Here is a 26,885-nt window from a genome sequence, read left to right as displayed (position 1 = left end):
GCCCGGCACGGATCAGAACTCCACCCCCTGCTGCGCCTTCACCCCGTCACGAAAGGGGTGCTTGATCAACGTCATCTCGGTGACAAGGTCCGCGGCCTCGATCAGCTCGGACTTGGCGTTGCGCCCGGTCAGGCAAACATGTGTCATGTCGGGTTTCTCGTGCAGCAGAAAATCGACCACCTCGTCTATATCGAGGTAATCATAGCGCAGCGCGATGTTGATCTCGTCGAGCAGGACAAACTGCACCTCGGGGTCGAAGATCTGCTCGCGCGCCATTTTCCATCCCTGCTGCGCCGCCGCGATATCGCGTTCACGGTCCTGGGTTTCCCAGGTAAAGCCCTCGCCCGAGACGAAAAAGCGGCATTCATCGGGAAACCGCTCGCGCAAAAAGGATCGCTCACCCGTCGCCCAATTGCCCTTGATAAACTGGACGACCGCGCAGGGCATCCCGTGGGCGATACAGCGCATGATCATGCCGAAACCGGACGACGATTTGCCCTTGCCCGACCCGGTATGCACCATGATCAGGCCTTTTTCTTCGGTCTTGCTTTCCATCATCCTGTCACGCACGGCCTTGATCTTGCTCATTTTTTCCGCGTGGCGGTCATTTTCTTCGCTGCTCATTTCGGCATCCCCGTTCTTGACAAGCACTGTGGATTCGGACCAAGTGGCGTGGTGTTGGTGCCTGTCTACACAGGTGAAAAGGGAATGTGCAGCCACGAATTCCGTGGTCAAGCACAGCCGCCCCCGCGACCGTGACCGGAGAAGGTTGCTCGAGACCACTGGCAAATGCTGGGAAGGACGAGCCGCCGCAGGGCCTTGGCCCGTAATCCGCAAGCCGGGAGACCTGCCAACACCATGAAGCACGAAACCGGACGGGGTGTTCCGGTGACGGAATGCGGCCCTGTAACCGGGCTTTTTCCGCCATCTGACCCGCGTTCCATGCAGGTGGGACCGAGGACATGTCAATCAACGCCAGAAACCAGCCGCAAACGGAACTGCTCGTTTGCGTCAAATGCCGGCGGGGGCAGGAAATCCCGTCAGACGCGCGTCGGCCGGGGCAGGCGCTTTATGACGGGCTGACAGCCCTGAAATGTCCCGACGGCCTGCGCATCACGCCGGTCGAATGCCTTCAGAACTGTGATTACGGCTGTACCGTCGCGCTGCGCGGCGGTGACACGAAATGGACCTATGTTTTCGGTCACGTCGAAGAAACGTCGCATCCGGAAATGATCCTTTCGGGGGCCGCGCAGTATCAGGATAGCGCCGACGGGATCATCCCGTGGCGCCAGCGCCCCGACCACTTCAAGCGCAACTGCGTCGCGCGCATCCCTCCTGTCACCCAAGCTTAGGACGCCTGACATGACCAATCTCGCAAAACTGCCCGTTACAGTGATCACCGGCTTTCTCGGCTCGGGCAAGACGACGTTGATCTCGCACCTGATGCAGAACCCCGGCGGCAAACGGCTGGCCGTGGTGGTCAATGAATTCGGTGATGTGGGTGTGGACGGGGAAATCCTCAAAGGCTGCGCCATCCCGGATTGTCCGGCCGAAAACATCATGGAACTGGCCAATGGCTGCATCTGCTGCACCGTGGCCGATGATTTCATCCCGACGATCGAAGCGCTGATGAAGCTGGAGCCGCGCCCGGATCACATCCTGATCGAAACCTCCGGCCTGGCTCTGCCCAAGCCACTGCTCAAGGCGTTTGACTGGCCGGGTATCCGCTCTCGGATCACCGTCGACGGGGTGATCGCGCTCGCGGATGCCGAAGCCGTCTCCTCGGGCCGTTTTGCACCTGATGTTGCGGCAGTGGATGCACAGCGCGAAGCCGATGACAGTCTCGACCACGAAACACCGCTTTCCGAAGTGTTCGAGGATCAGATTTCCTGCGCGGATATCGTTCTGCTGACCAAGCCCGATCTGGCCGGTCCCGACGGCGTGGCCAAAGCCAGGGAAATCATCGCCGCCGAGGCACCGCGCCCGCTATCCGTGGTCGAAGTGGCCGAGGGCGCGGTGGATCCGCGCGTGATCCTCGGGCTCGAAGCCGCAGCCGAAGACGACATGGGAGCGCGCCCGTCGCATCACGATGATCACGACGATCATGAACATGACGATTTCGAATCCATCGTCGTGGACATCCCGGAGCTGACGGATCCGGCGAATCTGGTCCGTGCCATCGAGACACTGGCCAACGAGAACAACATCCTGCGCGTGAAGGGCTATGCCAGCGTGGCGGGCAAGCCGATGCGCCTGTTGGTGCAGGCCGTGGGCGCGCGAGTGCGCCACCAGTATGACCGCCCCTGGAAACCGGACGAGGCGCGCGCAGGCCGGCTTGTGGTCATCGCCGAACATGATGATATAAACCCCGAAGCGATCCGGGCGGTGCTCAGCCCCGCCACGCAGGCCGCCGAATAAACCGGGCCGCCTGCAATGCATGTCGTTTTCCGCGAAAGCCACGGTCTCGAAGAGACAGACACCCCGACCGACCTGGGCCAGGACCCGGCAGATCTGGTGGTGCTGTCCTTTTCCGACAGCGACCTGGGCGCTTTCGCGGAAGGGTGGCGGCAGGGCGGCGGGCCCGAGGGCAAGCTGCCCAGCTTGCGTTTGGCCAACCTGACAGCCCTGCGGCATCCGTTGTCTGTCGATACCTATGTGGAAAACACGCTGGAAAGCGCCAAGGGCATTCTTATCCGGCTGATCGGCGGCCTTCCCTACTGGGACTACGGCGTGCAGCAGGTTCTGGCCTTGGCGCAGCGCAAGGGGATCGCCGTGGCAGTCCTTCCCGCAGATGGCCGCGAGGATACACGGCTGGACACGGCGTCCACCCTGCCCGTCTCGACCCTGCGCCGGCTGGCGCATCTTTGTGATGCCGGCGGCGCGGTGGCAGCGCAGGCCGCGTTGGCGCAGATGGCGCTCGCGGCCGGTCTTTATGCGGCACCGGTGCGCGGAACCAAATCCATTCCGCCCGTCGGCACCTGGACGCCGGAACAGGGCGTGGTATGCCCTTTGGCGGACATGCCGCCGGACGAAAGCCCCCGCGTGATGATCGTGTTCTACCGGTCCTATCTCGTGGCGGCCGATCTGGCACCGATCACCGGCCTCGTCGCCGCCTTTCGCGCACAGGGCTTTCATGCGCGCGCGCTCTTTGCCCCGTCGCTCAAGGCCCCGGATGCAGCTGGCTGGATGGCCCGCCAGGTGCGTGCCTACGGCCCGGACGCGATCGTCAACGCGACCGCGTTCAGCGGAAAGGGTGCCGAGGGTCGGTCTCCTCTGGATGCGGGCGGGGTCCCGGTTTTTCAAGTGGCACTGGCCACCTCCACCCGCGCAGCCTGGGCCGAAGCCGAGCGCGGCCTGTCACCCGCCGATCTGGCAATGCACGTGGTGCTGCCCGAGGTGGACGGACGACTGACGGGCGGCGTGGTGTCCTTCAAGGAACCGGGCAAGCGTGATCCCGATCTTCAATTCGCGCGCTACGGCCATGCGGCTGATGCAGAACGGACAGACGCCGTGGTGGCACGCGTGCGCGGCTGGACCGATCTGGCGTCCAAACCGGTATCGAAGCGGCGCGTGGCATTGGTGCTCTCGACCTATCCCGGCAAGGACTGGAACATGGGCCATGCCGTGGGGCTGGACGCCCCGGCCTCGGCGCGCGCGATCCTGTCCGATCTTGCGCGCGCGGGCTACGACGTCGAGGATGCCGCACCCGATCTCGAAGACAGGCTTCTGGCGCAGGATTTTCGCCTACCACTGGCCGCATACGAGTCCCTTCTCGAACGCCTGCCCTGGCAGCTTCGGAACGATCTGCATGCGGCCTGGGGCGCTCCGGAGGCAGATGACAGTGTCAGGGACGGGGCCTTCCATTTTGCCGCGTGGCGCACCGGGCGCGGGCTGGTCGCCCTGCAACCCGAGCGCGGCACACCAAAGCTGCGCGACGACGAATACCACGACCTGTCGCGCATCCCGCGCCACGCCTACGTGGCGTTTTATCTGTGGTTACAAGACCAAGCGGACGCGCTGGTGCATGTCGGAGCGCATGGCACGTTGGAATGGCTGCCCGGCAAATCCGTGGCGCTGTCAGGCGAGTGCTGGCCCGAGGTGCTTACCGGCGCGCTGCCGGTGATCTACCCCTTCATCGTGAACGACCCCGGCGAGGCCGCGCAAGCCAAGCGCCGGATCGGCGCCGTGACCTTGGGCCATGTGCCCCCGCCGCTGCGTCAAAGCGAGACGCCTGACAGGCTGTCCCGTCTGGAAGCGCTGCTCGACGAGTTCTCGAACGCCGACGGGTTGGACCCGAAACGCCGGGACCGGCTGCAAACGGATATCCGCACAGAGGCGCAGGTGTTGGGGGTCGAAGATGATCTAGGGCTGGACGGCGCCGCCTGTAGCGCCGAGGCGATCACCCGGATCGACCGTTTCGTCTGCGACATCAAGGAAAGCCAGTTCGGCGAGGGTCTGCACATCTGGGGCCGCGTCCCGGACAAGGCGGGCGCATTCGATGTCACGGCCTCGGCGACGGCGGAACGCCAGTCGCTGCTTGATGCGCTCGACGGACGCCGCATCGCCGAAGGGCCCTCCGGTTCGCCCTATCGCGGACGGCAGGATGTTCTGCCCACCGGCAGAAACCTGTTCACCACGGATCCGCGGTCCGTCCCCACCCGCGCCGCCTATGCGCAGGGTGTGAAACTGGCCGAGGAACTGGTCCGGCGGCATTTGCAGGAAGAAGGCGACTGGCCGCACGGGCTGATCGTGGACCTCTGGGGTTCGGCCACCATGCGCACCGCCGGCGAGGAATTCGCCATGGCGCTGCACCTGTTGGGTGTGCGCCCGGTCTGGGACACGGGCTCCGAACGCGTGTCCGGGCTGGAGGTGCTTCCGATTGCCGAGCTGGACCGGCCGCGCATCGATGTGACCCTGCGCGTGTCCGGCCTGTTTCGCGATGTTTTCCCGACGCTCTCGGCGCTCTTTGCCCAAGCCACCCGCGCGCTGGCCGCGCGTGACGAGGCGCCGGACTGGAACCCCTATGCCGGACACACCCCGGCCGCGCGGGTTTATGGCCCGGCACCCGGCAGCTTTGGCCTTGGCATGGGCACGGCACTGGACAGCTTCACGCCGGAGGCCCGTGTTCAGGCCGGGCAAGCATGGCTCGATGCCTCCGCCTGGGCCCTCGACGGTGAGACGGCCACGCGAGACATGGACGGCCTCAAGGCCCGCGTGGCACAAGCTGACAGCTTCGTGCATCTGCAGGACCTGCCAGAGACCGATCTGCTGCTGGCCTCGGATTACGCCGCGCACGAGGCGGGCTTTGCCGCGGCGCAGGGCATCACCGGCGGCCAGGCCGCGCTTTATCATCTGGACGTGACCAACCCCGAGGCCCCCCGGGCGCGCTTGCTGCCCGAAGAGATCGCCCGCGTGGTGCAGGCGCGCGCTGCGAATCCGCACTGGATTTCCGGCATGCGCGCGCATGGGTTCCGCGGGGCGGCAGAGCTTGCCGCGACGCTCGATCACATGGCCAGCTTCGCGCAATTGGCGGGTGCGGTCGGCCCGCATCTGTTCGACGCGTATCACGAGGCGACGCTGGGCGATCCCGAAACAGCGGCCTTCTTGCAAGAGACCAATCCTCGCGCGCATGACGCGATGCAGGATACCTTCCGCGCCCTGCACGAGGCCGGGCTGTGGCAGACGCGGCGCAACTCGATCCTGGCCGAGCTTGGCGAGGGGCTGGCGACATGAGCGATACAGTCTCCGACACACCCATCGTGCAGGGCTGGTGCCCGGGCGCGCATCGCCCGATGATGTCCGGCGATGGACTGGTGGTGCGGGTTCGTCCGTTTCGTGCCACGCTTTCGGTCGCACAGGGGCGCACGCTCTGCGACCTGGCGCGGCGCTATGGCAATGGCGCATTGGACCTGACCAGCCGGGCCAATCTGCAGATCCGCGGCGTCGCTGCGGCCGATCACCCGGCCCTGCTGGCCGAACTGGCCGCAGCGGGGCTGCTGGATGAAGACCCGGCCGTCGAGGGTCACCGCAACATCCTGATGCCACACGACTGGCAGGCGGGCGACCAGACCGACCGTCTTCAGGACGCCCTTCTGAAAACGCTCCCCGGACTGCCGGCCTTGCCGCAAAAGATGGGTTATGCGCTGGACACCGGCGCAGGGGCATGGCTTGCGGGCGGGTCTGCAGATTTCCGGTTCGAACATGATGCAATGGGCCGGCTGCTGCTGCGGGCCGACGGGTCGACACTGGGCCGGGCCGTGACCGAATCCACCGCCATGGCGGCGTTGACAGAGATGATCACTTGGTTTGTCGAGACGGGTGGCCCGGACGCCGGGCGCATGCGGCGGCACTTGCTGAAGACGCCCCTGCCGGACGCGTGGCAAGACCGCGCGCCGCGGGCCCCGGCGGCACCGCTGACACCGGGCCGGGGCAGCGATTGCCTGATCCTCGGTGCGCCGTTCGGCAGCCTTCCGGTGGACGCGCTAGAGGCGGCGCTCGGGCTGCCCGGTATGCGAGACATACGGCTGATGCTCGACCGATTGTTCTGCCTGCGCGGCGCCCTTGCGGACAGCGCGCCCGGCTTTGTCTGCGAACCCGGATCGGCCCTATTTGACGCGCACGCCTGTCCTGGCGCGCCGCTTTGCCCACAGGCGACGGTAGAGACGCGCGCGCTCGCGCGGCGTTTGGCCGACAAGGTGCCGGGGAGGCTGCACGTATCCGGCTGCGCCAAGGGCTGTGCCCTGGCGCGCCCGGCCGCGTTCACCCTGACCGGGCGCAACGGGCGCTTTGACCTTGTGCGCGATGGTGCCCCATGGGACGCGCCCGAAGCCGTCGGTCTCGACCCTGATCACCTCGATGACCTGACCGGACTCGCCTGAATGCCCTATGAATACGAAAAAGACGGCGCTGCCATCTATGCCGAGAGCTTTGCCACGATCCGCGCCGAGGCCGATCTCGCGCGGTTCGACGCGGACGAAGAACAGATCGCCGTGCGCATGATCCATGCCGCAGGGATGGTGGGGCTGGAAAAGCACATGCGCTTTTCACCGGGATTTGCGAAGGCCGCACGCGGCGCGCTGGACGCAGGAGCGCCAGTGTTCTGTGATGCGCGGATGGTGTCCGAGGGGGTAACCCGTGCCCGGTTGCCGGCTGACAACGAGGTGATCTGCACCCTGCACGCCGACGGCGTCCACGACCTGGCGCGCGACATGGGCAACACCCGCTCTGCCACCGCGCTTGAACTGTGGCGGCCAAGGCTCCAAGGCGCGCTGGTGGCCATTGGCAATGCGCCGACGGCCCTGTTTCACCTGCTCAACATGCTCGAAGACCCGGCCTGCCCGCGCCCGGCCGCCATCATCGGCTGCCCGGTGGGCTTTGTCGGCGCGCGCGAGAGCAAGGACGCGCTCTGGGCGGATCAACCCGTGCCCTGCTGCATCGTCGAAGGTCGCCTGGGCGGCAGCGCCATCACCGTGGCGGCCATCAATGCCATCGCGAGCCGCAAGGAATGACCCCCCTGTGAAACCAAAAGGCACGATATGGGGCGTCGGGCTCGGTCCCGGTGACCCGGAGCTGATGTCGGTCAAGGCGGACCGCCTGCTGAGGCAAGCCTCGCATGTGGCGTTTTTCCGCAAGGCTGGCCGCATCGGGCAGGCCAAGCGCATCCTTGACGGCATGCTGCGCCCGGATGTGACCGAGATCGCCATGAAATATCCGGTCACGACGGAAATCCCCCTGAGCGATCCGCGCTACAATGAAATCCTCTCCACCTTTTACGAGGAAAGTGCCGCGCGCCTGCGGGGCTTGTCGGAGGCCGGGCAGGAAGTGGTCGTGGTAAGCGAAGGCGACCCGTTCTTCTACGGCTCTTTCATGCATCTCTATACCCGGCTCAAGGACGATTGCCCGGTCGACGTCGTGCCCGCCATCACCGGCATGAGCGCGGCATGGACAGCGACCGGTTTGCCCGTCACCTGGGGCGACGATGTGCTCAGCGTGTTGATGGGCACCTTGCCCGAGGATGCGCTTGTGGATCACATGGCCCGCGCCGATGCGCTTGTGGTCATGAAGATCGGCCGCAATTTTACAAAGGTCTGCGAAGCACTGCACCGTGCGGGACGGTTCGATGATGCGTGGTTAATCGAATACGCCGCCATGGCAGACCAAACGGTGCAAAGACTGTCCGAGGCCGGCGACAGGGTGACGCCGTATTTCTCGATCATCGTTGTGCATGGCAACGGGAGGCGACCATGAGAGGCTCGCTTGTCATCGCGGGGCTTGGCCCCGGCGCCGACGCGCTTGTGACCCCCGAGGTCAGCGCGGTGTTGGCGCAGGCCACCGATGTGGTGGGCTACATTCCTTACGTCGCCCGCGTGGCGGACCGACCGGGTCTGACCCTGCACCCGTCGGACAATCGGGTCGAGATCGACCGGTCCCGACACGCCCTGGAAATGGCCAGCGAGGGTCGGCAGGTCGTGGTTGTCTCCTCCGGCGATCCGGGGGTCTTTGCCATGGCCTCTGCTATCTTTGAAACGGTAGAGGCGGGACCGGCGGATTGGCGCGATCTGGACATCCGCGTGTTGCCGGGCATCACCGCCATGCTGGCCGCCGCCGCGCGCGCCGGTGCCCCGCTGGGCCATGATTTCTGCGCCATCAACCTCAGCGACAACCTCAAACCATGGGCGCTTATCGAAAAGCGGCTTTGGCTTGCCGCCGAGGCTGATTTCGCCATGGCCTTTTACAACCCGAGCTCCAGCTCCCGGCCCGAAGGCTTCGCCAAGAGCTTGCAGATCTTGCAAGAAGCCTGTGGCGACGCCCGCCCGGTCGTCTTTGCGCGCGCGGTCTCGACGCCCCAGGAAGAGATCCGCGTTGTGCCGCTGACCGACTGCACGCCCGACATGGCCGACATGCGCACGGTGGTTCTGGTCGGCTCATCGACCACCCGCATCATCGAACGTGCGGGCGCGCCCATCGTCTATACCCCCAGATCGGTGCGGGCATGACCCATCCAGCGCATCACCTCGGCGATGGAATGCGCCTCCTTGCGCGGCGGGATGGCGGGCCGATCGATCATCAGGACCGGCAAGCCCAGCGCGCGCGCCGCGATGATCTTGGCTTGCGCACCGGTGCCACCCGCATTTTTGGACACCACCAGATCGATGCGATGCTTGGCCAGAAGCGCGCGGTCTCCGTCCAACGTGAAGGGGCCACGATCCACGATCACAGTCGCGTCGGGAAAGCACAAAGGCTCTGCGGGAGGGTCGACCAGCCTGAAAAGGTAGCCATGCTGCGGATTTGCGGCGAAATCGGGCAAATGCATGCGCCCGACGGCCAGCATCACGCGTTTCGGCGGGCCGTCCAGCGCGGCCACCGCGCCCGCGATGTCAGGGACATGGCTCCAGCGGTCTCCCGGTTGTGCCTGCCACGGTGCGCGGGTCAGCGCGACAAGCGGGGTTCCGGTCTGCGCACAGGCCTCGATGGCATTGCAGCTCATTTGCGCGGCAAAGGGATGGGTCGCGTCGATCACATGGGTGATCGCATGGTCGCGCAAATACTGCGCCAGCTCCGCGACGCCACCAAATCCGCCGACGCGCATCGGCACGCCCTGCGGCGCGGGGCGGGTGACGCGCCCTGCCATGGAGACCGTACCGGAGAGGCCCGCGTCGGCCACCGCATGGCACAGGCTGCGCCCCTCGGTCGTGCCGCCCAGAATAAGGAGGTTCGGGCGCATGTCTGAGACTCCGTGGTTAACCGTGATCGGTTTGGGCGAGGATGGACCGGACGGTCTGTGCCGCGCAAGCAAAGAAGCCTTGGCACAAGCCGATTGCATCTTCGGTGCGAAACGCCACTTGTCGCTCTTGCCGGAAAGCGGGGCGCGGCGGATGGAATGGCCGGTGCCATTTTCCGACGGGCTTGACCTCGTGATGGCGCGACGCGGCCAGCCCACTGTGGTGCTGGCATCGGGCGATCCGTTCTGGTTCGGAGCCGGGACGTCGCTTGCCACGCGGCTTGAGCGGGCGGAATGGCGGGCGTTCCCCGGCCGATCAAGTTTTTCGCTGGCGGCCGCCCGGTTGGGATGGGCCCTGAACAAGGCGCTATGCCTTGGTTTGCATGCCGCTCCGCTGACCCGTCTGCGTCCGCATTTGGCACCCGGGCAGCGGATCATCGTCACGCTGCGCGATGGACAGGCTGTTGCGGAGCTTGGGCACTACCTGGACGACTGCGGCTTTGGCCGATCGCATTGCACGGTGCTGGAGGCGCTTGGCGGTCCGCGCGAACGGGTCACGGATTCCACGGCGCAAGACGTGCAGGGAGGCGAATTTGCCCACCCTGTTTGCGTGGCGTTCGAGGTCGCCGGCGACGGCGACGTGCTGCCGCTGGCGTCAGGGCGCGGGGATGACTGGTTCGCCAGTGACGGCCAGATCACGAAACAGCCCGTGCGGGCGTTGACACTGGCGGCCCTCGAACCGCGCCCTTTCGAGCATCTTTGGGATATCGGCGGCGGCTCCGGCTCTATCGGGATCGAATGGCTTCTGTCGGGCCCCACCCTGCGTGCCACGGCCATCGAGCCGCGCCCCGACCGGGCCGATCGGATACGCGCCAACGCCGCCAAGCTGGGCGTGGATCGCCTGTGCGTTGTTGAGGGCAAAGCCCCGAACGTCTTGACAAATCTCGCCTTGCCCGACGCGGTATTCGTCGGCGGGGGCCTGTCTCCGGCGCTCTTGGCGCAGCTGGAAACCCTTCCCAAAGGCACGCGGATTGTCGCCAATGCCGTGACATTGGAGAGCGAGGCGCTGCTGACGCAGTCGCAGGCCCGCCTTGGTGGCAAATTGATGCGGATCGAAATTGCCGATACCGCCCCGATCGGCTGCAAACGCGGCTGGCGCGCGGCCTATCCCATCACGCAATGGAGCCACGCCCTATGATCGTCGCGGGTTTCGGTTTTTCCACACGGGCGCGGGATGACAGCTTGCGCGACGCGTTGCGACTGGCCTGCGCCCGGGCCGGAATTTCCGGGCCGGATGCTCTGGCCACAGCACAAGACAAAGCCACGGCGCTCAATGCGCTTTCGCAGGCGCTGGGGGTTCCCGTTCATCCGGTCTCGCAAGAAACACTGGCCACTCAAACCACGCAGACACAGTCTGCTCGGGTCACGGCGGAGCGGGCCACCGGGTCCCTGGCCGAAGCCGCGGCCCTCGCCGCCGCCGGGACGGGTGCGCGGCTGTTGAGCCCGCGCATACACGCGCAGGACCGCCTCGCCAGCTGTGCCATAGCAAAAGGAGTCTCCTCATGACCGTCCATTTCATCGGTGCCGGACCGGGTGCGCCGGACCTGCTGACCCTGCGCGGCCGCGATATCATCGCGCGCTGCCCGGTTTGTCTTTATGCGGGGTCTCTGGTGCCAAGGGCCATTCTGGATCACTGCCCTGACGGCGCGCATATCGTGAACACGGCGCCCATGGATCTGGATCAGATCGTCGCCGAGATCCGGCAGGCCCAACAGGCCGGCCAGGATGTGGTGCGGCTCCATTCGGGCGACCTGTCCGTCTGGTCGGCCATGGGCGAACAGATGCGCCGCCTGCGGGCCGAGGGTATTCCGGTGTCGGTCACGCCGGGCGTTCCCGCCTTTGCCGCCGCCGCAGCGTCGCTCGGGGCTGAACTGACCCTGCCGGGGCTGGCGCAATCGGTCGTCCTGACGCGCACCCCGGGTCGAGCATCCACCATGCCCGAGGGCGAGACACTGACAAATTTCGCCGCCACCGGCGCCACGCTGGCCATCCACCTGTCAATCCAGAACCTGGTGCGCGTGGTGGACGACCTGACGCCGGCCTATGGGCCGGACTGTCCGGTTGCCGTGGTCTACCGGGCCAGCTGGCCGGACGAGGCGATCCTTCGCGGAACACTGGCGGATATTCAAGGCAAGCTGACGGAAAACATTCAACGCACGGCCCTGATCCTCGTTGGCCCCGCGCTGGCGGGCGAAGGGTTCGAGGAAAGCTGCCTATATGCGGAGACTTATGACCGCCGCTACCGGCCACAGAGCGCGGAGAGTCCGTGGATAAACTGGACGGAGGAAACAGAAAATGGGTGACTTGGCATGAAGGGGCTGCTGATTTCCGCGCCGTCGTCGGGCACCGGCAAAACGACTGTCATGCTGGGGCTGCTGCGTGCTCTGGCCGAAGATGGATTGGCCGTGCAGCCCTTCAAATCCGGGCCGGACTATATCGATCCGGCCTTTCACCAAGCGGCCAGTGGGCGATCCAGCTTCAACCTTGATGGCTGGGCCATGGGGCCCGAGCTCTGGCAAGCGATCTCGGCGCAGGGCGCGCATACGGATATCTGCGTGGCCGAAGGCTCCATGGGTCTCTTTGATGGCGTCGCCACGCGCGGCCAGCAAGGCTTCGGCAGCAGCGCCGAGACGGCGCAGGCGATGGGCTGGCCCGTGATACTGGTGCTCGATGTGGGCGGGCAGGCGCAATCCGCCGCCGCCACCGCGCTTGGTTTCAAAAGCTACAATCCCGACCTGCCCTTCGCGGGGGTGATCCTCAACCGTGTGGCATCGCCCCGCCACGAGCGGCTGACGCGTCTGGGGATGGATCGCGCGGGCCTGCCGGTTCTCGGCGTTTTGCCGCGGCGTGGCGACCTGGCCCTGCCGGAGCGGCACCTGGGCCTGATACAGGCCGTGGAACACCCCGATCTTGACGCCGCGATTGCCGGATATTCCAGCTTTCTGCGCGCGCATGTGGATCTTGCCGCCATTCGCGCGGCGGCCCGGGGCCGCGCTTTGCCCCCAACCCCGGCCAGCCTGCCCGGACCGCCGGCGCAGCGCATCGCGATCGCGCGGGATGCGGCGTTTTCCTTCACCTATCCGCATCTTCTGGAAGGCTGGCAGGAGGCAGGTGCGCAGATCATGCCGTTTTCTCCGCTTGCCGATGAGGCCCCGCACCCGGATGCCGATCTGGCCTGGCTGCCCGGCGGGTACCCAGAGCTGCACGCAGGCGAACTTGCCGCCGCCGAAAGGTTTCGCGCAGGCCTGCGCGCGCACGCGCAAACCCGCCCCGTGCATGGCGAATGCGGCGGCTACATGGCCCTGGGCGAAGCGCTGATCGACAAATCCGGCACCCGGCACCGGATGGCAGGGCTGCTCGGGCTTGTCACCAGCTATGAGAAACGCAAATTCCACCTTGGCTATCGGCGGGCGGTCCTTGAGGCCCCATTGCCGGGATTCTCTCCGGGCACGGCGCTGCGCGGGCACGAATTCCACTATTCGACCATTCTCGAACAGCCCGATGCGCCATTGGCGAAGGTGTGCGACGCCGATGGCTCTCCGGTGCCCGAGACAGGCTCGCGCCGCGGCCTGGCCTCGGGGACGTTCTTTCACCTTATCACCCAAGAGGAAGGCGCATGACCGGCTTTGTCAGTTTCGTGAGTTCGGGGCCCGGCGATCCCGAACTTCTGACACTCAAGGCCGTGGATCGGCTGAAGCGCGCGGATGCCGTGCTCTTCGATGACCTGTCTTCCGGCCCGATCCTGGGACATGTGCGCAGCGGGGCCGATCTTGTCGGGGTCGGCAAGCGTGCGGGGCGGGCCTCGCCCAGGCAGACCCATGTCAGTCAGCTTCTTGTCGACTACGCGCAGATGAACCAGCGCACAGTGCGGCTGAAATCTGGCGACAGCGGCATTTTCGGACGCCTCGAAGAAGAAATCACTGCGCTCAAGGCTGCAGGCATCCCCTTTGAAATCATCCCCGGTGTGCCTTCGGCCTGTGCAGCTGCCGCCGCTGCGGGTATTCCGCTCAGCCGCCGACTGACTTCGCGGCGTGTCCAGTTCATCACCGGGCATGACGTGACCGGACAGTTGCCAGACGACATGAATATCGCAGCGCTTGCCGATCCGACCGCATCCACGGTCGTTTTCATGGGCAAGCGCACCTTTCCCAAACTTGTGGACACGCTGCGCGGAGCCGGGCTGCCCGGAACCACGCCGGCGCTGCTGGCCGAGGGAGTCAGCACCGAGGCGCAACGTATCGAACGCCACACGGTGCAGTCGCTGGCAGACCAGCTGACCCAAGAGGTCAGCGACAATCCGGCGCTCATCCTTTTCGGCTCGCTTTGCGAGGATTAGGCCCAACTTCATCACTTGTTCGCCATCCGATGACCTGCAATACTCTCAATCACGGTGACGTGTTCAGCGTCTTAATAGGGAACCGGGTGCAAGACCCGGACTGCCCCCGCAACTGTAAGCGGCGAGCGTAATGGAAAACCACTGGCCCCTCCGGGCTGGGAAGGCCGGACACGCAGCGACCCGCAAGTCAGGAGACCTGCCGTATAAGAGCGAACCCGCCGCGCATGCGGCGCATCTTGCTGCCGGAGGGGCAGCCATAGAAACGAGGGATACCCCATGCATATCGAACCCGGTGTCGTTGACGGCGCCAAAATGGCATTTGCATATACGACCGCAGCCGGCGCGACCGGCTATACAGCAAAACTCGCACTGGAAGACCTGCGGGCGCATGACGCAGGTTCGTTTGCCGTAAGGACGCTCTTTGCAGCCGTCGGCACATTCGTCTTTTTCGAAGTCCTTCCGCATTTCCCGGTAGGGATCTCCGAGGTGCACTTCATTCTCGGCACGACATTGTTCCTGCTCATGGGAGCCGCACCGGCCGCAATTGGCCTCGCGTTCGGCCTGTTGCTTCAAGGGATGCTTTTTTCCCCGACGGACATGCCGATGTATTTCGTGAATGTCACCACCCTGCTGGTGCCGCTTTTCGCCATCACCGCGCTGGCACGACGGACCATTCCGCAAACCACGGCATATGTTGACCTGGACTATTCCAGCGTTCTGAAACTCTCCGCCATGTATCAGGGCGGCATTGTCGCCTGGGTCGCCTTCTGGGCGTTCTATGGCCAGGGCGCCGGCGCCGAGATATTCCAATCCGTCTGGACATTCGGCGCGGCTTACATGCTCGTGCTCCTTGTCGAGCCGATTGCCGATCTGGGCATCCTAGCCGGGGCCAAGGCCCTGCGCGGGATGGAGCGTTCGCGCCTGTTCACCCATCGGCTGTACAACGCCGCGTAGGCTTGCCATCGCAATCGAAGCTCGGGTCCCGCATACGGGCCCGGGCTTCCTCGTGCGTGGAAACCGACATGACACAACTTGATATCCGGCTCGTGGGCATCGGTACCGGCAGCCTATCGCATATCACGCTGGAGGGGGTACAGGCACTGCGCGACGCCGCCCTGATCCTCGTGCCGCACAAGGGGCAGGGCAAGGACGACCTCGCCGAGATTCGATACCAGATCATAGCGGCCACGGGGTCCCGGGCCGCTGTCGCTCAGTTCGAATATCCAGAGCGCGCTCCCGCCTTGCCCTATCAAGAGCGCGTCGCCCGCTGGCATGACGAGATCGCCCGTCGCTGGCAAGCGACCATCGCGCAGGCCGGGGTCGATGGCCCTGTCGCGCTTCTGGTCTGGGGGGATCCATCGCTCTACGACAGCACGCTGCGCATTGCCGCGCGCCTGCATCCCACCCCCTCCGTCCGGGTCGTGCCGGGCATCACGGCGATACAGGCGCTGACGGCGGCCCATGCAATCCCGCTCAACACGGTGGACGGCGCAGTGCAGATCACGACAGGGCGCCGTCTGCGGGCGTCCGGAATGCCACAGGATCAAGACACGGTGGTCGTGATGCTGGACGGACAATGCGCGTTCCAGCACCTCGATACGGCAGGGCTGCACATCTGGTGGGGCGCCTATCTCGGTTCAGACCATCAAATCCTGCTCGAAGGCCCTCTCCATGAAACAGTCGACCAAATCGTGAAGGCCCGTGCGACAGCACGGGAACGGCACGGCTGGATCATGGACAGCTACGTGCTGCGTCGGGTCTGATCGATCCTGAGCAAAGCAGTGGTGTCTCGAACGCCTGGTCCGAGGGCAAATCCGCAGGCCCCGCTGTAACATCAGTGATCCGGACAAGTCGCACCCGAAGGGCCGATTACGGCGTTATCCCCCCTTATGGGTGCGGATGGCCCCCATTCCACAGCCAAGACAATGGCCTGCGCCCTGCGGCTCGTGGTCCGAAAGGCTTGTTGAATGTCTGCTCATCCGCAGACCAGCCCCCCGTCCACGATCAGCGTCTGGCCGGTCACCGCGCGGGCCCAGGGCGAGGCGAAGAACAGGACCGCGTCAGCCAGTTCCTCGGGTGTCGTTACGTGGCCCAGCGGCGTCTGACCCGCGATCAGGTCAAACACCGCGTCGGGCGTGGCGGCACTGGCGTCTGTGGTGCGCAACAGGCCTCCCGCCACCATGTTGACCGTCACGTCCAGCGGCCCGAGATCGCGCGCGGCCGTGCGTGTGAAGGCCATGAGCGCGCCCTTGGCGGCGGTATAATCGTGATAGGGCACCACCGGGTTATGGAAAAGATTGGTGCCGATGGTGACGACGCGCCCGCCGCCCGTGGCCTCGAAATGCGGCCGCAGCGCGTTGATCGCGTGCAGCGCGCCGCCCACTGCGACCTGCGTCTGCGCGGCGATGTCGTCCCAACTCATCCGTTCCAGCGGCGTGCGCGCATCCCCGTCAAAGGAAAAATCTGCCAGCGCATTGTGCATCAGCACCGTGGGCGGGCCAAGCCGATCGGCGATCTCGTCCACCATGTGGTTCACCGCCGTCGGGTCCGTCACGTCGGCCGCGAAGGCCGCGGCGCCATCGCCCAGCTCGCTTGCCAGCGCCTGCGCAGCCTCCGCGCTGCGGCGGTAGTTGATGGCGACGCGCGCACCCTCGCGGGCGAAGGCGCGGGCAATGGCAGCGCCCAGGCCCCGGCCCGCGCCGGTGACAAGGACGGTCTGGTCGTGGATGGCTGTGGTCATGGCGTGATCTCCTTGGGGTCAGGCATGGCGTGGAAATGGTGGACGGGACCGTGGCCGCTCCCGACAGTCAGGGTCTCTGCCGCGGCAATGGTGGCGGCGATATAGGTCTTGGCCCGGCGCGCAGCCTCGGGGATTGCGTGACCGTGACCCAATTGCGCGGCCAAGGCCGAAGACAGCGTGCATCCGGTCCCGTGTGTGTTGCGCGTGGCGTGGCGCGGGGCATCCAGCCGCTGGGCGCCGTCCCCCCTCATCAACAGGTCCGGACTGTCCGGCCCAGCCAGATGCCCCCCCTTCAGCAGAACCGCCTCCGGCCCCATGGCGCGCAGCGCAGCCGCCTGCGCCGCCATTGCCGGCCAGTCGGTCGCCTCGACAGCGTCCAGCAGGTCGGCGGCCTCGGGCAGGTTCGGGGTCAGCACCGTGGCCATCGGCAGCAGCCGGTCGCGCAGCGCGGCAACGGCGTCAGGCTCCAGCAGTCGGTCACCGCCCTTGGCCACCATCACCGGGTCCAGCACGATGGGCGTGGCCTGCCCCTCGAGCGCACCTGCCACGGCCTCCACGATTGCAGCGCTGCCCAGCATGCCGATCTTGACCGCGTCGATGCGGATATCGGCGCGGATCGCGGCGATCTGATCCACCACCATGTCCTGGTCTGTCAACGCCACGCCAGTCACGCCTTGCGTGTTCTGCGCGGTCAGCGCGGTGATCGCCGCCATGGCATAGCCGCCATTCGCCGAGATCGCCTTGATGTCCGCCTGGATACCGGCGCCGCCCGAAGGATCGGAACCGGCGATGGACAGGATGTTGGGGATCATGGCCGCCTCCATGCGTCATGCAGCGCGCGGGTCGCGGCCTCGGGATCGGGCGCACGGGTCACGGCCGAAACGACGGCCAACCTCGCGGCGCCCGCCGCGCGCAGGTCGGGGATGTCGGCTGCGGTCAGCCCGCCAATGGCGACAACAGGCACCGTGCAGGCCGACACGATCCGCTTGAGCCCCGGCAGGCCGATGGGTGCCGCAGCGTCGGGTTTCGTCGTGGTGGCCCGGACCGGCCCGGCCCGGCCCCGATATAGTCGACGCCGTCCGGGAGGGCGGCGCATTGCGCCGCCGTCTCGATCGATAGCCCCAAAATCGCGTCCGGCCCGATCCGGTCACGCGCGGCGCGCGGGTCGCCATCGCCCTGCCCGATATGCAGGTCAGCCCCGGTCTGGCGCGCGACCTCCAGCCGGTCGTTGACGAAAACGCGCACGCCCAATGGCCCGAGGTCCTCTAGCAGCGCGGCCGCCATGCGGGCCATCTTGGACTCCGGGGCGGTCTTGTCGCGCAGCTGCACCGCCCAGGCGCCACCGCGCGCCGCGGCGCGGGCCTGCTCGCTCACCGGGATCGGCGCGTCCGGGTCGCTGACGACATAGACCGGGCCGATCATGCCACCGCCTCGATCCGCGCGCCCGCGTCCAGCGCCTCGGGCGAAAGCGCGTGCAGCGCATCGAGGAAAGCCGGCACGAAGGTGCCCGGCCATCCAGGCTGCATCAGGCATATCGCGCGCCTCCTCCAGCGCGGCGAGCGCCGCGTCCTGATCACCCTCGTTGACCGCGCGAATGCCATCGACGAAGCGTTTCTCTTCCGCCGGAGTGAACAGCCGCTGGAAGAACCCCAGGGTCAGCCGGTCCTGCTCCGCTACCTCCGGCGCGGGGGCCGCTCCTCCGCGGCCCGCCCGCTTCCGATCATGAACGGTATAGAACAACCCCGTTCCAGTGATACCGGCCGTCGCCCGATTACCGCGCGGGCTGATGGTGTATTTCGCGCCCTGTGGCCCGATAGACAGCGAGGCCATCGACTTCGACAGGTTCAGGGTCACACCTGGGGCGAGGCGGATGCGGCGCCAGAAGCGAAATGCCATGCCGAATTACCCTGCCGCTCGAACCGTCAACCTGGCCTTTTCGGGATCGTAGGCAAAATTGGCGATTGTTCCGTCCTTGATCCGCTCAACCGCCTCATCGATTACGAAGAGAGGTGCCAGAAACCACTCTTTTGGAACAACGGGCCGACCGAACCGATCCATGATCTCGATATCGAGCCGTGCCGGCTCGAAGATACGGTGTAGCAGGTTCTCCAGCTTCGTTCGATTGATATTGTAAAGCTCATAGGTCGCCACGACTTCGACATTCGCCATCAGGAAAGTGGTTTGCAGCTGAGCACCCGCGATGCGCTTCTCCACGCTCAATGTGGTTACGCCGATCTTGTGAACGAGGTCGCGGTTTTCGGCAACGAGCGGATGATCGGACTTGCTGCGCAGCACATAGATCGTGCCGCTTGCCTCATCGCCGTCGATCGCATCACCGGAAAACAGGGCCCGGCGGTTGGTTCGGTGACCCGGCGGCCCGCCTCATCCTTGTTCAAGGCCCTTTGCAGGGAGCGCATCAGCATGCTGCTTTCGGTGCCGTTGTCGAAAACAACGCGCAGCCGGGCATCCGTGCGGCCTTGATCGGTGATCGTCGTCTCCCCTTTTTCGGCGATGTAGGCTTTCTGCCCACCGACAATGAAGAACCGCCCCTTCTCGATCTCGGCCTTCATCTCGAACGGCCGGGTTTCGCGCAGGCCGGTGTCGAGATCGCTCTGCACCTTCTCGAAGAACGGTTTGAAGCTCTCGAAGTCCTCGCATTTCTCGCGATTGGCGATCTCTTCGGCAGCTTTCTTTTCAGCGCTGGAACGCACGTGCTGCAACTGCGCGATCGGCGGGGCCTCGGCCTCTACACCCAGCTCCGCCAGAATCGCCTCGTCATCGAGTTCCTCATTGTCAGAGACCGCGGCCCCATGCGCCCCTGCAAGCAGGCCCATGTCATCCAGCGGCGCGGCCAGGTCACGGCATTCCGGCTGGTCACGGATGCGATCCAGACGCATCGCGTAAAGCCGCTCGAAGATGTCGCGGTCCTCTCCATGGGAGGGCGGTCGGCCATGCTCTGCCGCAAAGCGTTGGATTTCCTCGAATCCTGCGATGATGCGTTCTTCCCGTGGGGTGCGCGCCGCCTGATTCTTCGTTTCAACCTCGACGCCCAATTCCGAAAGCAGGGCATCGTCCTCGTCTGTGAACGCCTTAGCCAGTGGCGGCCTCCTGCTTCATCCGCGCAAGATAGGCCACGCCCTCGGCCATCTTGCGTTCCCAGGCATCGGGCGACGTGATCGAGCTGCGAGCCGAGGATGCTGTCCTCGCTGGCCGATACATGGTGAAATTCGTCGACGGCGACCAGACGTCCGTCGAAGGCCTCGATCCCGAGTTTCTCCACCGCAAAGCGAAAGGTGGCAGGTCAGGTAAACCGCGTTTGGCTCAACATCGGTTAACCCGGATAATTCACGAGAAGGCGGCGGAAGTAGCGTAACCGTCTGAAAGTTGGTATATTTTGTTTGCCGACACCAAAAACTCAATTTTAAGGATCACGACCTCCGCCATGGCCCGATCTACGCGCTTCACACCCCGCCTGTCATCCCTCAATGGCAAGCCGATCCTGCTTGGATTTGACGGTGCCGACATGAGTCCCGACGCCGGGCTGACCCTGCTGCGCGAGATCGAGCGCAAGGCGGGTCTGGCGCAGCGGCTCGCCGATTGCCTGTGCGATCCTCGCGATCCGGCGAAAGTCCAGCACAGCCTGTGCGACATCATCGGTTTCCGGATCATGATGATCGCAGCGGGATATGAAGACGGCAATGACGCGACCATCCTGCGGCACGACCCCGGCTTCAGGATCGCGCTCGAGCGTGGCCCTGAAACAGGGCCGGCCCTGTGCTCGCAGCCGACGATCTCGCGCATGGAAAACCTGGCCGATACCCGCGCGCTGATCCGCATGGGCCGCGAGATGGTCCGGTTCTACTGCCAGTCCTTTGCGCGCGCCCCGGGCCGGATCGTGCTCGATATCGACGATACCTTCGACGCGGTTCATGGCCATCAGCAGCTGCGCCTGTTCAACTCCTACTACGATGAATATGGCTTTCAGCCGATCATCGTCTTCGACGGCGAAGGCCGGCTCGTCGGAACGCTGCTGCGCCCGGCCCGCCGCCCCAAGGGGGCCGAGAGCGCCGCCCATATCCGCCGGTTGATCCGCCAGATCCGCGCGCATTGGCCCAAGACCGAAATCCTGCTGCGTGCCGACAGCCATTACTGCACACCGGAGGTTCTGGACCAGTGTGACAGGCTCGGGCTGCGCTATGTCCTTGGCCTGTCGAAGAACGGCCGTCTGGCGGAGAACGTCTCTGCCCTGGAGGCGTCGACGGCGGCGCGCTACGCCCGCACCCCTGGTCAGAAACTGCGCCGGTTCAAGTCCTTCTCCTACGCGGCCCGATCCTGGTCGAAACCCCGACGCGTCATCGCCCGCGTCGAGGTCAGCCCCAGAGGGCGCGATACCCGCTACATCGTCACCAATCTCGAGGGCGGCCGTGGCAAGCATCTCTACGAGAAGCTCTATTCCGCGCGCGGCCAGGCCGAGAACCACATCAAGGCCTGGAAAGCCCACCTCGCATCAGACCGGACCTCATGCTCGAAGGCGAACGCCAACCAGATGCGACTGATGCTGCACGGCTGCGCCTACTGGATTTGGTGGAAACTCCGGGCCGCTTGTCCAAAGCGGTCCCCTTGGCGACATGCACAGTTCGACACGCTGCGGCTGCATCTCGTCAAGCTGGCCGCCACCATCGTCGAGAAGAAGACCCGGATCATCGTCACACTGCCGGCATCTTGTCCGCGAAAGGGACTCCTCCACCTTCTCTTCGACGCCCTCGCCCCACCGAAAACAGCCTGACGCAAGCGCCCCGACAACCCCCGAAACATCAATCCAAACGACTCACGACCCAAGTCACCGGCCGGCCTGCCAACCGGACGCCGACATCGGATGCGCGCGAAAAACCCACGGCACGGAGAACCAACTGCCCAAGCAGAAAATTTCAGCATCATGAATTATTGCGGTTAATACCAAGCCGTGTGAAGGCTGACTCACGGGGGATTCCCAAGGTGGCGAAAACCTGACTCTATGGCGATAGAGTTGGGGAGGGCGTGGCCATGGTTGCAGCAATAGAATTACGGACGGACTTTGACGGCGCGACATTGAGGTGTCTGGCCTGGAAAACGAAGAACGCGAACCAGAGCCGCAGGCTGCTGGCGCTGGCCGAGATCTACGATGGCGGTCGTCGGGGCGATGCGGCGCGGATCGGCGGCGTGGGTCTGCAGATCGAGCGCGACTGGGTCCTGCGGTTCAATGCCCGCGGCCCGGACGGGCTGATCGATGGCAAGGCGCCGGGTGCGCAACCCAAGCTCGACGACACGCAACGTCAGGCGCTTGCGGCGATCGTGGAGAGTGGTCCGACGCCGGAGGTCCACGGGGTCGTGCGCTGGCGGCTGAGCGACCTGGCCCAGTGGCTCCATGCGGAATTTGCGGTGTCGCTTCACGAAACCACGGTGAGCCGGGAACTCGGGAAGCTCGGCTATGTCAAGCTCACGGCGCGGCCCCGCCACCATGCGCAAGACACCGATGCGCTGGAGGCGTTTAAAAAAGGGCTTCGCAACCGAGCTGGAAAAGGTGCGCGCAGGCCTCCCGCAAGGCACTGCAATAGAGGTCTGGTTCCAGGACGAGGCGCGCGTGGGTCAGAAAAACAAGATCACACGCCGGTGGGCGAAACGCGGAACACGCCCCTCGGCACCGCATGATCAGCGCACCATCTCAAGCTATATCTTCGGAGCGATCTGCCCAACCCTGGGCAAGGGCGCAGGGCTTGTCCTGCCGGTCTGCAATACCGACGCGATGACCCTGCATCTTGCCGAAATCGCCCGAACCGTGGCGCCGGGTGCCCATGCCGTCGTGCACATGGATCAGGCCGGATGGCATATGACCGGCGCGCTCGTCATACCCGACAATATCAGCGTCCTGCCGCTGCCAGCCAAATGTCCCGAACTCAACCCGGTCGAAAACATCTGGCAATTCATGCGCGATAATTGGCTCTCCAACCGCATCTTCGAGTCCTATGACGAGATCATCGATCATTGCTGTGACGCTTGGAACAAACTGATCGCCCAGCCCGACCGCATCGCCTTCATCGGAGGCCGCGAATGGGCAAAAGAGTTCTGATCATTGCAGGTTGGTATAAGCCATAGAAAATGCTTCGTAAGTAGTCGTCGCTCCAACCAGACTTCTTGAGCTTGATGAAGAGGGAGCCCTTCGAGGGATCGCGTTGGACAACTTCGAGGGCGCGGCGGCGCAGGACGGCGATATTTCCCGGGTCGTTACTCTCTCCTCTGTCATGAGAACCTACTGTCTGATGATTGAGAAGGCCCACAATCGTCAGACAGCTCGGTCAGGTCGCAAAATGCGCGCCGTTACGGACGGCTCAATCCATCAGCCGAATGCGCCAATGCCGCGGAGCGGCCTCGTCCTCGGGCTACCTGCGGCCGATCACCGCGATTGCATACATAAAATCTGTCTACCAATCATGTGCCAAGTATGGATCTCCGAAAGCGATGAAATGCATCTCGCCAGGGCCTTGCCTTACGGCTCCGGCCGGCCAACGAACACGGTGCTGACCCTGTCGAGAACGCTTGTGGACTCGCCCTCGGACACCGACCGGCAGAATTCAAGAAGGTTTTGGGCGCGCGCGTGGATTTCGTCGAGAGCCGACTGGGGCTGCGCGTAGAACACCTCTTCGATCGAGACGATCCCCAGGTAATCCGGGATCGTCTTTCCCTTGGCGCTCTTGTCGCTGATCGTCTGCTTGGCTTCGATCCACGACGGATCTAACTCGTGGGCCCACGCTTCGGCGAGTTTTTCGAGGGCCGGAAGCGTCAGGTCCCCGAATATCGCTCGCCCACCATCGTTGACTGGCGCACCGGATATGAAACGGGCCAGCGAAGCCAGGATCGAGACGGTTCGTGCCGGGCGAATATCCCAGTGCGTGAGGTTGGGCAGGGTTTCCGTTAGACGCGACAGAAGGTCAGACGCTTGATCCAGCCGCGGCGCCGTCTGGTGTAGGCCGCGGCGTTTTGTTTCGAGGAAAGCTTGGACGAGATGTCGCGCCGCGTCAGCCTGGTCGCCGCTGATCTCGGCCTGCTCGGCATCTTCCTTCAGAAGAAGAAGGCGGGGCGGCTGGACGTGTGGATGGCGCAAGTCACCGGTACGGCCCCCCAGCATCAGGATGGTCGTCGGCCGGGGAGATGCCAGCATGCAGAGTTCCGCTCCCCATAACCCCTGCGGTTTTGTCGCCTGGACACGGCACATCACGTCATCGGAGACAACACGCCGGAGCGCCTCCAACTGGTCAAAGTAGTTGTTCTTTCGAAGGGTCCTCGGCTTCCGGATCTGTGCGAGCACAAGATCGGTCAGATCCCCTGCGGCGAACTCCACGAGTTCGGAAGACAGTTCATCCGCGCCGACGCCGGAGAGAAGCGCAATGTTCTCCACGCGGCCTCTCGCCTTCTGGTCGGACGACAGGACTAGCCCGGGAAGATCGAAGGTGAAGTAGTGGATCGTTGAATGGGGACTGTCGATCCTGTCGATCCGGCCAAGGCCCTGGATCAGGCTCTTTATGTCTGAGGTGACCCCGAGAATGCCCAAGGCGGACGCCGTCTGCAGATTAATACCCTCGGCCATCTGGAATGTCAGGAACATCGCCCGCTGTGCCGTTGGGTTCGAGCGCTTGCCGTTCAGACCGAAGTACTCCTGAGCCTCGGCGCCCGACCGCAAGTGATGCAGCTTCTTGCCCACCTTGATCTTTGCCCCCGGTGCGACGACGAAAACCTCAGGACCGCGCCCGCGATGTCCGCCCAAAAGGTTGGCGTAGACCTCCAGAACCCCGACCCGTTCAGCGAGGAAGATCGCGTGGCCATGCTTGTTCAGGATTTCACGCATCTGCTGAGCCCGCTTTGTATCGATCGTGTCGAGGCTGGCATGGTTTAGCAGACGACCGATCCGGTCACAGATCGGCGTTTCGCTGGATTTGTCCGTTTCAGAGGGTTCGCCTGGGATGGCTCCGTCCGGGATCCCTTGACGGCGGCGGCTGGACCGTTCCGCCAGACGAAGGTTTTCGCCCAGTGACCGACGCCCACGCTGATCCGCTTCTGTGTCGCGTTCCCGCTCCCACTCAATCCTTGCAAATCTGATCGAGGCTCGCAGAAGCGCCAGAAAGTTCCGGATGTGGATCCGCGACTTGTCGTGGAACTTGATCTCTGTCTGGGCCGCGCGCTGCGGATCGGCCGAGACAAGGGTGATACCGGTCGTTATCGCCTCGGCCAGATCCTTGATCCGGGTGATAACCTCTTGCTGTTCGCTGGTAAGCTCCGCATCCCTTCGTTCGCTCTTGATGGTCGGATATTTGAAAGAACCGGTATCACGACGCGCGCTCTCCCCGATGCAGTCACGCTGTCGACGAACGACATAGGGCGCCAGGGCCTCCGCTAATTCCGCCTGCAACGTCCTAAGCTGGAGACCGCTTTCTTCGACCGTGCGCTCCAGCACCTCAATCTTTCCCTGAAGGTCACTTTCGGTCTCGAACATATCGGCCTGCCTTTGCCTCTCTTCGATCCTGCGTTTCTGAACCGCGAGTTCGGTGACAAGGGCGGCGCGCTCCCGCACCCGGTTGAAATGAACGTTGATCTGGTTGGTAATCACCGGAGGCACATAGATCGATGCGCGTTTCTCGTGGAAGGCCAGCAAGCCATCAAGGCCCTGATTGCCCATCAATGTCGCCGACAGGCAAGCGGTCCAGATAGCGGGAGTACGCTCGAAAACCTGGGAGCGGTTCGATGGAGCCAGAAAACGGGAACTGAGCCGATGGCTCTCGTCCACGATCATGCTCGCGGCCGACCGGACAGCTCGATTGATGAGCTCAAGTTCCTCGTTTTCGGAAGCTTTAGTCTTCGAAAGATGGCTGTGCTTTACCGGCGTGAAGTTTATGGGCGCGTTGGTGGTCCAGTTGCTGTAAACGCTCGCCGGAATAAGTGCGAGAGAACCAAGCCGCCGCTGATCAGCCCGCTCACCCCAAGAGAAGACAGTCTGGTCGTGGGCCACCGGCAGCAACGCTGCCAGGTGTTTGCCGATGTCCGTCTTCCCAGAACCTGTTGGCGCTTCGACGAAGGCGAAGCCATGCTCATGTATGGTTCCCGCAGCCTCGTAGATCAGATCCGACTGAAACGGTTGTGGTGGCCGCCCGGCGCTCGTTTCTCCTCCGGCGATCCATGGCGTAAAACCGGTCGCTTCTATGATGGTCCTTGCTACCGCTTCTTCGGGCGAGACGAGGCGCACAAGCGATTGCAGGATCTGGAGGGCATCTTTCGTCCAGTCGCGGCCTATCGCCCAATATCGCTCTGCGGCCTCACGTCGGGCTACGGCCAGATCGGGCGCGGTGACCGCGTCATCCATGAACTCGAGGTTCCGCCGCAGGCCGCCGTTCGAGAAGTTTGACGAGCCAGATAGCGCGTGGACTCCGCCAATTACCAGCTTGGCGTGGAGCATTGGCGGTCGCCGGCCTATGACCGATTGAGCGATGTCGGGATCAAAAACCCGAAGCGAAATGATCCCGCGCTCTATCGCGTCAATGGCGAGAATTGCGCGAAGATCGGCCAGATCCTCTACCGAGAACCCTCGTGACCCTAGAAAATGAGCTCGTGCCTCCTCGGCAACAGGTCGACCACTTGGACCCACCCTGCGGCTCGAGTCGGTATTCGTGCCAAACACCATGCGGATGCTTTCCGCAGGTCGATCATTTAATCCATCCACGTTTTCAATGAGATAAGCTAAGGATGACAGGAAGTCCTGGTATCCTGTCACGATAAGGCAGGCTTCGTTTTGCAGCACGTTTTTGACAAGGGAATGAACGGGGTGTCGGTGGTTATCCGCCCAACCATTGGAACCGAGCTCCTCATATGGGCCCGTGGCATCAGCAGGCGCCGACCGCGGAAAGAACCGCGACAACAAACCCCTCCGCTCTTTCTCCTCCATTTTCTGCCACCTTTGTTGCCGCTCACTCAGATTACGAGCAGACAACCATAAGAGGCAATGA

25 protein-coding genes, 3 pseudogenes and 2 riboswitches are annotated in these 26,885 nt (G+C 64.4%); of the genes and pseudogenes, 16 read left to right on the top strand and 12 right to left on the bottom strand.

The features are described from left to right. Nucleotides 1-12 precede the first annotated feature (12 nt). Nucleotides 13-624 (bottom strand): cob(I)yrinic acid a,c-diamide adenosyltransferase, encoded by a 612-nt coding sequence (cobO, locus tag ACROSR_RS12255; protein WP_432685431.1) that lies wholly within the window; start codon nt 622-624, stop codon nt 13-15. 38 nt (nt 625-662) lie between these two features. Then, nucleotides 663-869: riboswitch (cobalamin riboswitch) on the top strand. 93 nt (nt 870-962) lie between these two features. Between cobO and ACROSR_RS12250 the strand changes: the two genes are divergently transcribed. From ACROSR_RS12250 to cobJ, 7 genes are read left to right on the top strand one after another with little or no spacing between them, the layout of a single operon-like run. Then, the gene (locus tag ACROSR_RS12250; protein ID WP_432685429.1) at nt 963-1,352 is read left to right on the top strand and encodes a DUF1636 family protein; all 390 of its coding nucleotides are present in this window, start codon (nt 963-965) and stop codon (nt 1,350-1,352) included. 10 nt (nt 1,353-1,362) lie between these two features. Then, nucleotides 1,363-2,418: a cobalamin biosynthesis protein CobW gene (cobW, locus tag ACROSR_RS12245; RefSeq protein WP_432685427.1), complete on the top strand. Its 1,056-nt coding sequence runs from the start codon at nt 1,363-1,365 to the stop codon at nt 2,416-2,418. A 15-nt stretch (nt 2,419-2,433) separates the two neighbouring features. Next, complete coding sequence (gene cobN, locus ACROSR_RS12240; RefSeq protein ID WP_432685425.1) at nt 2,434-5,733, top strand: cobaltochelatase subunit CobN; 3,300 nt, start codon at nt 2,434-2,436, stop codon at nt 5,731-5,733. Further along, nucleotides 5,730-6,878, top strand: a complete 1,149-nt coding sequence (locus ACROSR_RS12235; protein WP_432685423.1) for a cobalamin biosynthesis protein CobG — start codon at nt 5,730-5,732, stop codon at nt 6,876-6,878. The genes cobN and ACROSR_RS12235 overlap by 4 nt, the downstream gene beginning before the upstream one ends. Then, nucleotides 6,879-7,508, top strand: a complete 630-nt coding sequence (locus ACROSR_RS12230) for a precorrin-8X methylmutase (RefSeq protein ID WP_432685421.1) — start codon at nt 6,879-6,881, stop codon at nt 7,506-7,508. 7 nt (nt 7,509-7,515) lie between these two features. Beyond that, nucleotides 7,516-8,247 (top strand): precorrin-2 C(20)-methyltransferase, encoded by a 732-nt coding sequence (gene cobI, locus ACROSR_RS12225; protein WP_432685419.1) that lies wholly within the window; start codon nt 7,516-7,518, stop codon nt 8,245-8,247. After that, entirely contained in the window at nt 8,244-8,996 is a 753-nt protein-coding gene (cobJ, locus tag ACROSR_RS12220; protein WP_432685417.1) for a precorrin-3B C(17)-methyltransferase, read from the top strand. Before cobI ends, cobJ begins: the two co-directional genes overlap by 4 nt. Here the strand turns inward: cobJ and ACROSR_RS12215 are convergent. After that, nucleotides 8,969-9,724 (bottom strand): cobalt-precorrin-6A reductase, encoded by a 756-nt coding sequence (locus tag ACROSR_RS12215; RefSeq protein WP_432685416.1) that lies wholly within the window; start codon nt 9,722-9,724, stop codon nt 8,969-8,971. The two genes, cobJ and ACROSR_RS12215, sit on opposite strands and share 28 nt — an antisense overlap. On the opposite strand from ACROSR_RS12215, the gene cbiE reads away from it, so the two are divergent. The 7 genes from cbiE to cobF all read left to right on the top strand — a co-directional run bounded on the left by cbiE (nt 9,723) and on the right by cobF (nt 15,880). After that, entirely contained in the window at nt 9,723-10,919 is a 1,197-nt protein-coding gene (cbiE, locus tag ACROSR_RS12210; RefSeq protein WP_432685414.1) for a precorrin-6y C5,15-methyltransferase (decarboxylating) subunit CbiE, read from the top strand. The two genes, ACROSR_RS12215 and cbiE, sit on opposite strands and share 2 nt — an antisense overlap. Next, nucleotides 10,916-11,287, top strand: coding sequence for a cobalamin biosynthesis protein (locus ACROSR_RS12205; RefSeq protein ID WP_432685412.1), 372 nt, complete (start codon nt 10,916-10,918; stop codon nt 11,285-11,287). Before cbiE ends, ACROSR_RS12205 begins: the two co-directional genes overlap by 4 nt. Then, complete coding sequence (gene cobM / locus ACROSR_RS12200; RefSeq protein WP_432685410.1) at nt 11,284-12,084, top strand: precorrin-4 C(11)-methyltransferase; 801 nt, start codon at nt 11,284-11,286, stop codon at nt 12,082-12,084. Before ACROSR_RS12205 ends, cobM begins: the two co-directional genes overlap by 4 nt. 6 nt (nt 12,085-12,090) lie before the next feature. Next, nucleotides 12,091-13,401 (top strand): cobyrinic acid a,c-diamide synthase CobB, encoded by a 1,311-nt coding sequence (locus ACROSR_RS12195; RefSeq protein ID WP_432685408.1) that lies wholly within the window; start codon nt 12,091-12,093, stop codon nt 13,399-13,401. Next, nucleotides 13,398-14,117 (top strand): uroporphyrinogen-III C-methyltransferase, encoded by a 720-nt coding sequence (cobA, locus tag ACROSR_RS12190; RefSeq protein ID WP_432685406.1) that lies wholly within the window; start codon nt 13,398-13,400, stop codon nt 14,115-14,117. Before ACROSR_RS12195 ends, cobA begins: the two co-directional genes overlap by 4 nt. Before the next feature lie 35 nt (nt 14,118-14,152). Beyond that, nucleotides 14,153-14,335: riboswitch (cobalamin riboswitch) on the top strand. Between the two features lie 58 nt (nt 14,336-14,393). Then, entirely contained in the window at nt 14,394-15,071 is a 678-nt protein-coding gene (locus ACROSR_RS12185; RefSeq protein WP_432685404.1) for an energy-coupling factor ABC transporter permease, read from the top strand. A gap of 68 nt (nt 15,072-15,139) precedes the next feature. Next, complete coding sequence (cobF, locus tag ACROSR_RS12180; protein ID WP_432685402.1) at nt 15,140-15,880, top strand: precorrin-6A synthase (deacetylating); 741 nt, start codon at nt 15,140-15,142, stop codon at nt 15,878-15,880. A 212-nt stretch (nt 15,881-16,092) separates the two neighbouring features. Here the strand turns inward: cobF and ACROSR_RS12175 are convergent, their stop codons facing one another. The 9 genes and pseudogenes from ACROSR_RS12175 to ACROSR_RS12135 form a co-directional block, all read right to left on the bottom strand. Then, entirely contained in the window at nt 16,093-16,857 is a 765-nt protein-coding gene (locus ACROSR_RS12175; protein ID WP_432685400.1) for a 3-oxoacyl-ACP reductase, read from the bottom strand. Further along, entirely contained in the window at nt 16,854-17,669 is an 816-nt protein-coding gene (gene thiD, locus ACROSR_RS12170) for a bifunctional hydroxymethylpyrimidine kinase/phosphomethylpyrimidine kinase (protein WP_432685399.1), read from the bottom strand. The genes ACROSR_RS12175 and thiD overlap by 4 nt, the downstream gene beginning before the upstream one ends. After that, nucleotides 17,666-17,857 (bottom strand): thiamine phosphate synthase, encoded by a 192-nt coding sequence (locus tag ACROSR_RS12165; RefSeq protein ID WP_432685486.1) that lies wholly within the window; start codon nt 17,855-17,857, stop codon nt 17,666-17,668. Before ACROSR_RS12165 ends, thiD begins: the two co-directional genes overlap by 4 nt. Continuing rightward, nucleotides 17,794-18,207: pseudogene (locus tag ACROSR_RS12160) on the bottom strand (thiamine phosphate synthase); the annotation flags it as partial. The gene ACROSR_RS12165 and the pseudogene ACROSR_RS12160, both read right to left, overlap by 64 nt. Before the next feature lie 68 nt (nt 18,208-18,275). Beyond that, a pseudogene (locus ACROSR_RS12155) lies at nt 18,276-18,368 on the bottom strand (hydroxyethylthiazole kinase); the annotation flags it as partial. 229 nt (nt 18,369-18,597) lie between these two features. Next, nucleotides 18,598-18,753: pseudogene (locus tag ACROSR_RS12150) on the bottom strand (DUF4236 domain-containing protein); the annotation flags it as partial. A gap of 6 nt (nt 18,754-18,759) precedes the next feature. Next, nucleotides 18,760-19,152, bottom strand: a complete 393-nt coding sequence (locus tag ACROSR_RS12145; RefSeq protein WP_432685398.1) for a GIY-YIG nuclease family protein — start codon at nt 19,150-19,152, stop codon at nt 18,760-18,762. Then, nucleotides 19,083-19,910, bottom strand: a complete 828-nt coding sequence (locus tag ACROSR_RS12140) for a hypothetical protein (protein WP_432685396.1) — start codon at nt 19,908-19,910, stop codon at nt 19,083-19,085. Before ACROSR_RS12140 ends, ACROSR_RS12145 begins: the two co-directional genes overlap by 70 nt. Before the next feature lie 37 nt (nt 19,911-19,947). Beyond that, complete coding sequence (locus ACROSR_RS12135) at nt 19,948-20,076, bottom strand: hypothetical protein (protein WP_432685394.1); 129 nt, start codon at nt 20,074-20,076, stop codon at nt 19,948-19,950. A 223-nt stretch (nt 20,077-20,299) separates the two neighbouring features. Here ACROSR_RS12135 and ACROSR_RS12130 point away from each other — a divergent pair, with 223 nt between their 5' ends. Then, the gene (locus tag ACROSR_RS12130; RefSeq protein WP_432685392.1) at nt 20,300-21,643 is read left to right on the top strand and encodes an IS1380 family transposase; all 1,344 of its coding nucleotides are present in this window, start codon (nt 20,300-20,302) and stop codon (nt 21,641-21,643) included. Nucleotides 21,644-21,900: 257 nt separating this feature from the next. After that, a protein-coding gene (locus ACROSR_RS12125; protein ID WP_432685390.1) for an IS630 family transposase occupies nt 21,901-22,963 on the top strand; the annotation gives its coding sequence in 2 pieces (ribosomal slippage) (nt 21,901-22,386 and nt 22,388-22,963; 1,062 coding nt in all). Between the two features lie 417 nt (nt 22,964-23,380). On the opposite strand, the gene ACROSR_RS12120 is transcribed toward ACROSR_RS12125, so the two are convergent. After that, the gene (locus ACROSR_RS12120) at nt 23,381-26,824 is read right to left on the bottom strand and encodes a phospholipase D family protein (RefSeq protein WP_432685389.1); all 3,444 of its coding nucleotides are present in this window, start codon (nt 26,822-26,824) and stop codon (nt 23,381-23,383) included. Between the last annotated feature and the right edge of the window lie 61 nt (nt 26,825-26,885).

Origin of the sequence: Roseovarius tibetensis, assembly GCF_050896375.1 — a bacterium.
GTDB lineage: Bacteria > Pseudomonadota > Alphaproteobacteria > Rhodobacterales > Rhodobacteraceae > Roseovarius > Roseovarius tibetensis.
Note: the sequence above shows the minus strand (reverse complement) of the source record. Positions and strands in the feature narration are given on the sequence as shown.

Coding starts and splice junctions, on each gene's coding strand:
- cobA (WP_432685406.1), top strand. CDS start 13,398: ATGACCGGCTTTGTCAGTTTCGTGAGTTCGGGGCCCGGCGATCCCGAA.
- ACROSR_RS12135 (WP_432685394.1), bottom strand. CDS start 20,076: ATGTATCGGCCAGCGAGGACAGCATCCTCGGCTCGCAGCTCGATCACG.
- thiD (WP_432685399.1), bottom strand. CDS start 17,669: ATGATCCCCAACATCCTGTCCATCGCCGGTTCCGATCCTTCGGGCGGC.
- ACROSR_RS12185 (WP_432685404.1), top strand. CDS start 14,394: ATGCATATCGAACCCGGTGTCGTTGACGGCGCCAAAATGGCATTTGCA.
- ACROSR_RS12195 (WP_432685408.1), top strand. CDS start 12,091: ATGAAGGGGCTGCTGATTTCCGCGCCGTCGTCGGGCACCGGCAAAACG.
- cobN (WP_432685425.1), top strand. CDS start 2,434: ATGCATGTCGTTTTCCGCGAAAGCCACGGTCTCGAAGAGACAGACACC.
- ACROSR_RS12230 (WP_432685421.1), top strand. CDS start 6,879: ATGCCCTATGAATACGAAAAAGACGGCGCTGCCATCTATGCCGAGAGC.
- ACROSR_RS12215 (WP_432685416.1), bottom strand. CDS start 9,724: ATGCGCCCGAACCTCCTTATTCTGGGCGGCACGACCGAGGGGCGCAGC.
- ACROSR_RS12205 (WP_432685412.1), top strand. CDS start 10,916: ATGATCGTCGCGGGTTTCGGTTTTTCCACACGGGCGCGGGATGACAGC.
- cobM (WP_432685410.1), top strand. CDS start 11,284: ATGACCGTCCATTTCATCGGTGCCGGACCGGGTGCGCCGGACCTGCTG.
- cobO (WP_432685431.1), bottom strand. CDS start 624: ATGAGCAGCGAAGAAAATGACCGCCACGCGGAAAAAATGAGCAAGATC.
- cobJ (WP_432685417.1), top strand. CDS start 8,244: ATGAGAGGCTCGCTTGTCATCGCGGGGCTTGGCCCCGGCGCCGACGCG.
- ACROSR_RS12250 (WP_432685429.1), top strand. CDS start 963: ATGTCAATCAACGCCAGAAACCAGCCGCAAACGGAACTGCTCGTTTGC.
- cobF (WP_432685402.1), top strand. CDS start 15,140: ATGACACAACTTGATATCCGGCTCGTGGGCATCGGTACCGGCAGCCTA.
- ACROSR_RS12235 (WP_432685423.1), top strand. CDS start 5,730: ATGAGCGATACAGTCTCCGACACACCCATCGTGCAGGGCTGGTGCCCG.
- cbiE (WP_432685414.1), top strand. CDS start 9,723: ATGTCTGAGACTCCGTGGTTAACCGTGATCGGTTTGGGCGAGGATGGA.
- ACROSR_RS12120 (WP_432685389.1), bottom strand. CDS start 26,824: ATGGAGGAGAAAGAGCGGAGGGGTTTGTTGTCGCGGTTCTTTCCGCGG.
- ACROSR_RS12130 (WP_432685392.1), top strand. CDS start 20,300: ATGGCCCGATCTACGCGCTTCACACCCCGCCTGTCATCCCTCAATGGC.
- cobW (WP_432685427.1), top strand. CDS start 1,363: ATGACCAATCTCGCAAAACTGCCCGTTACAGTGATCACCGGCTTTCTC.
- ACROSR_RS12175 (WP_432685400.1), bottom strand. CDS start 16,857: ATGACCACAGCCATCCACGACCAGACCGTCCTTGTCACCGGCGCGGGC.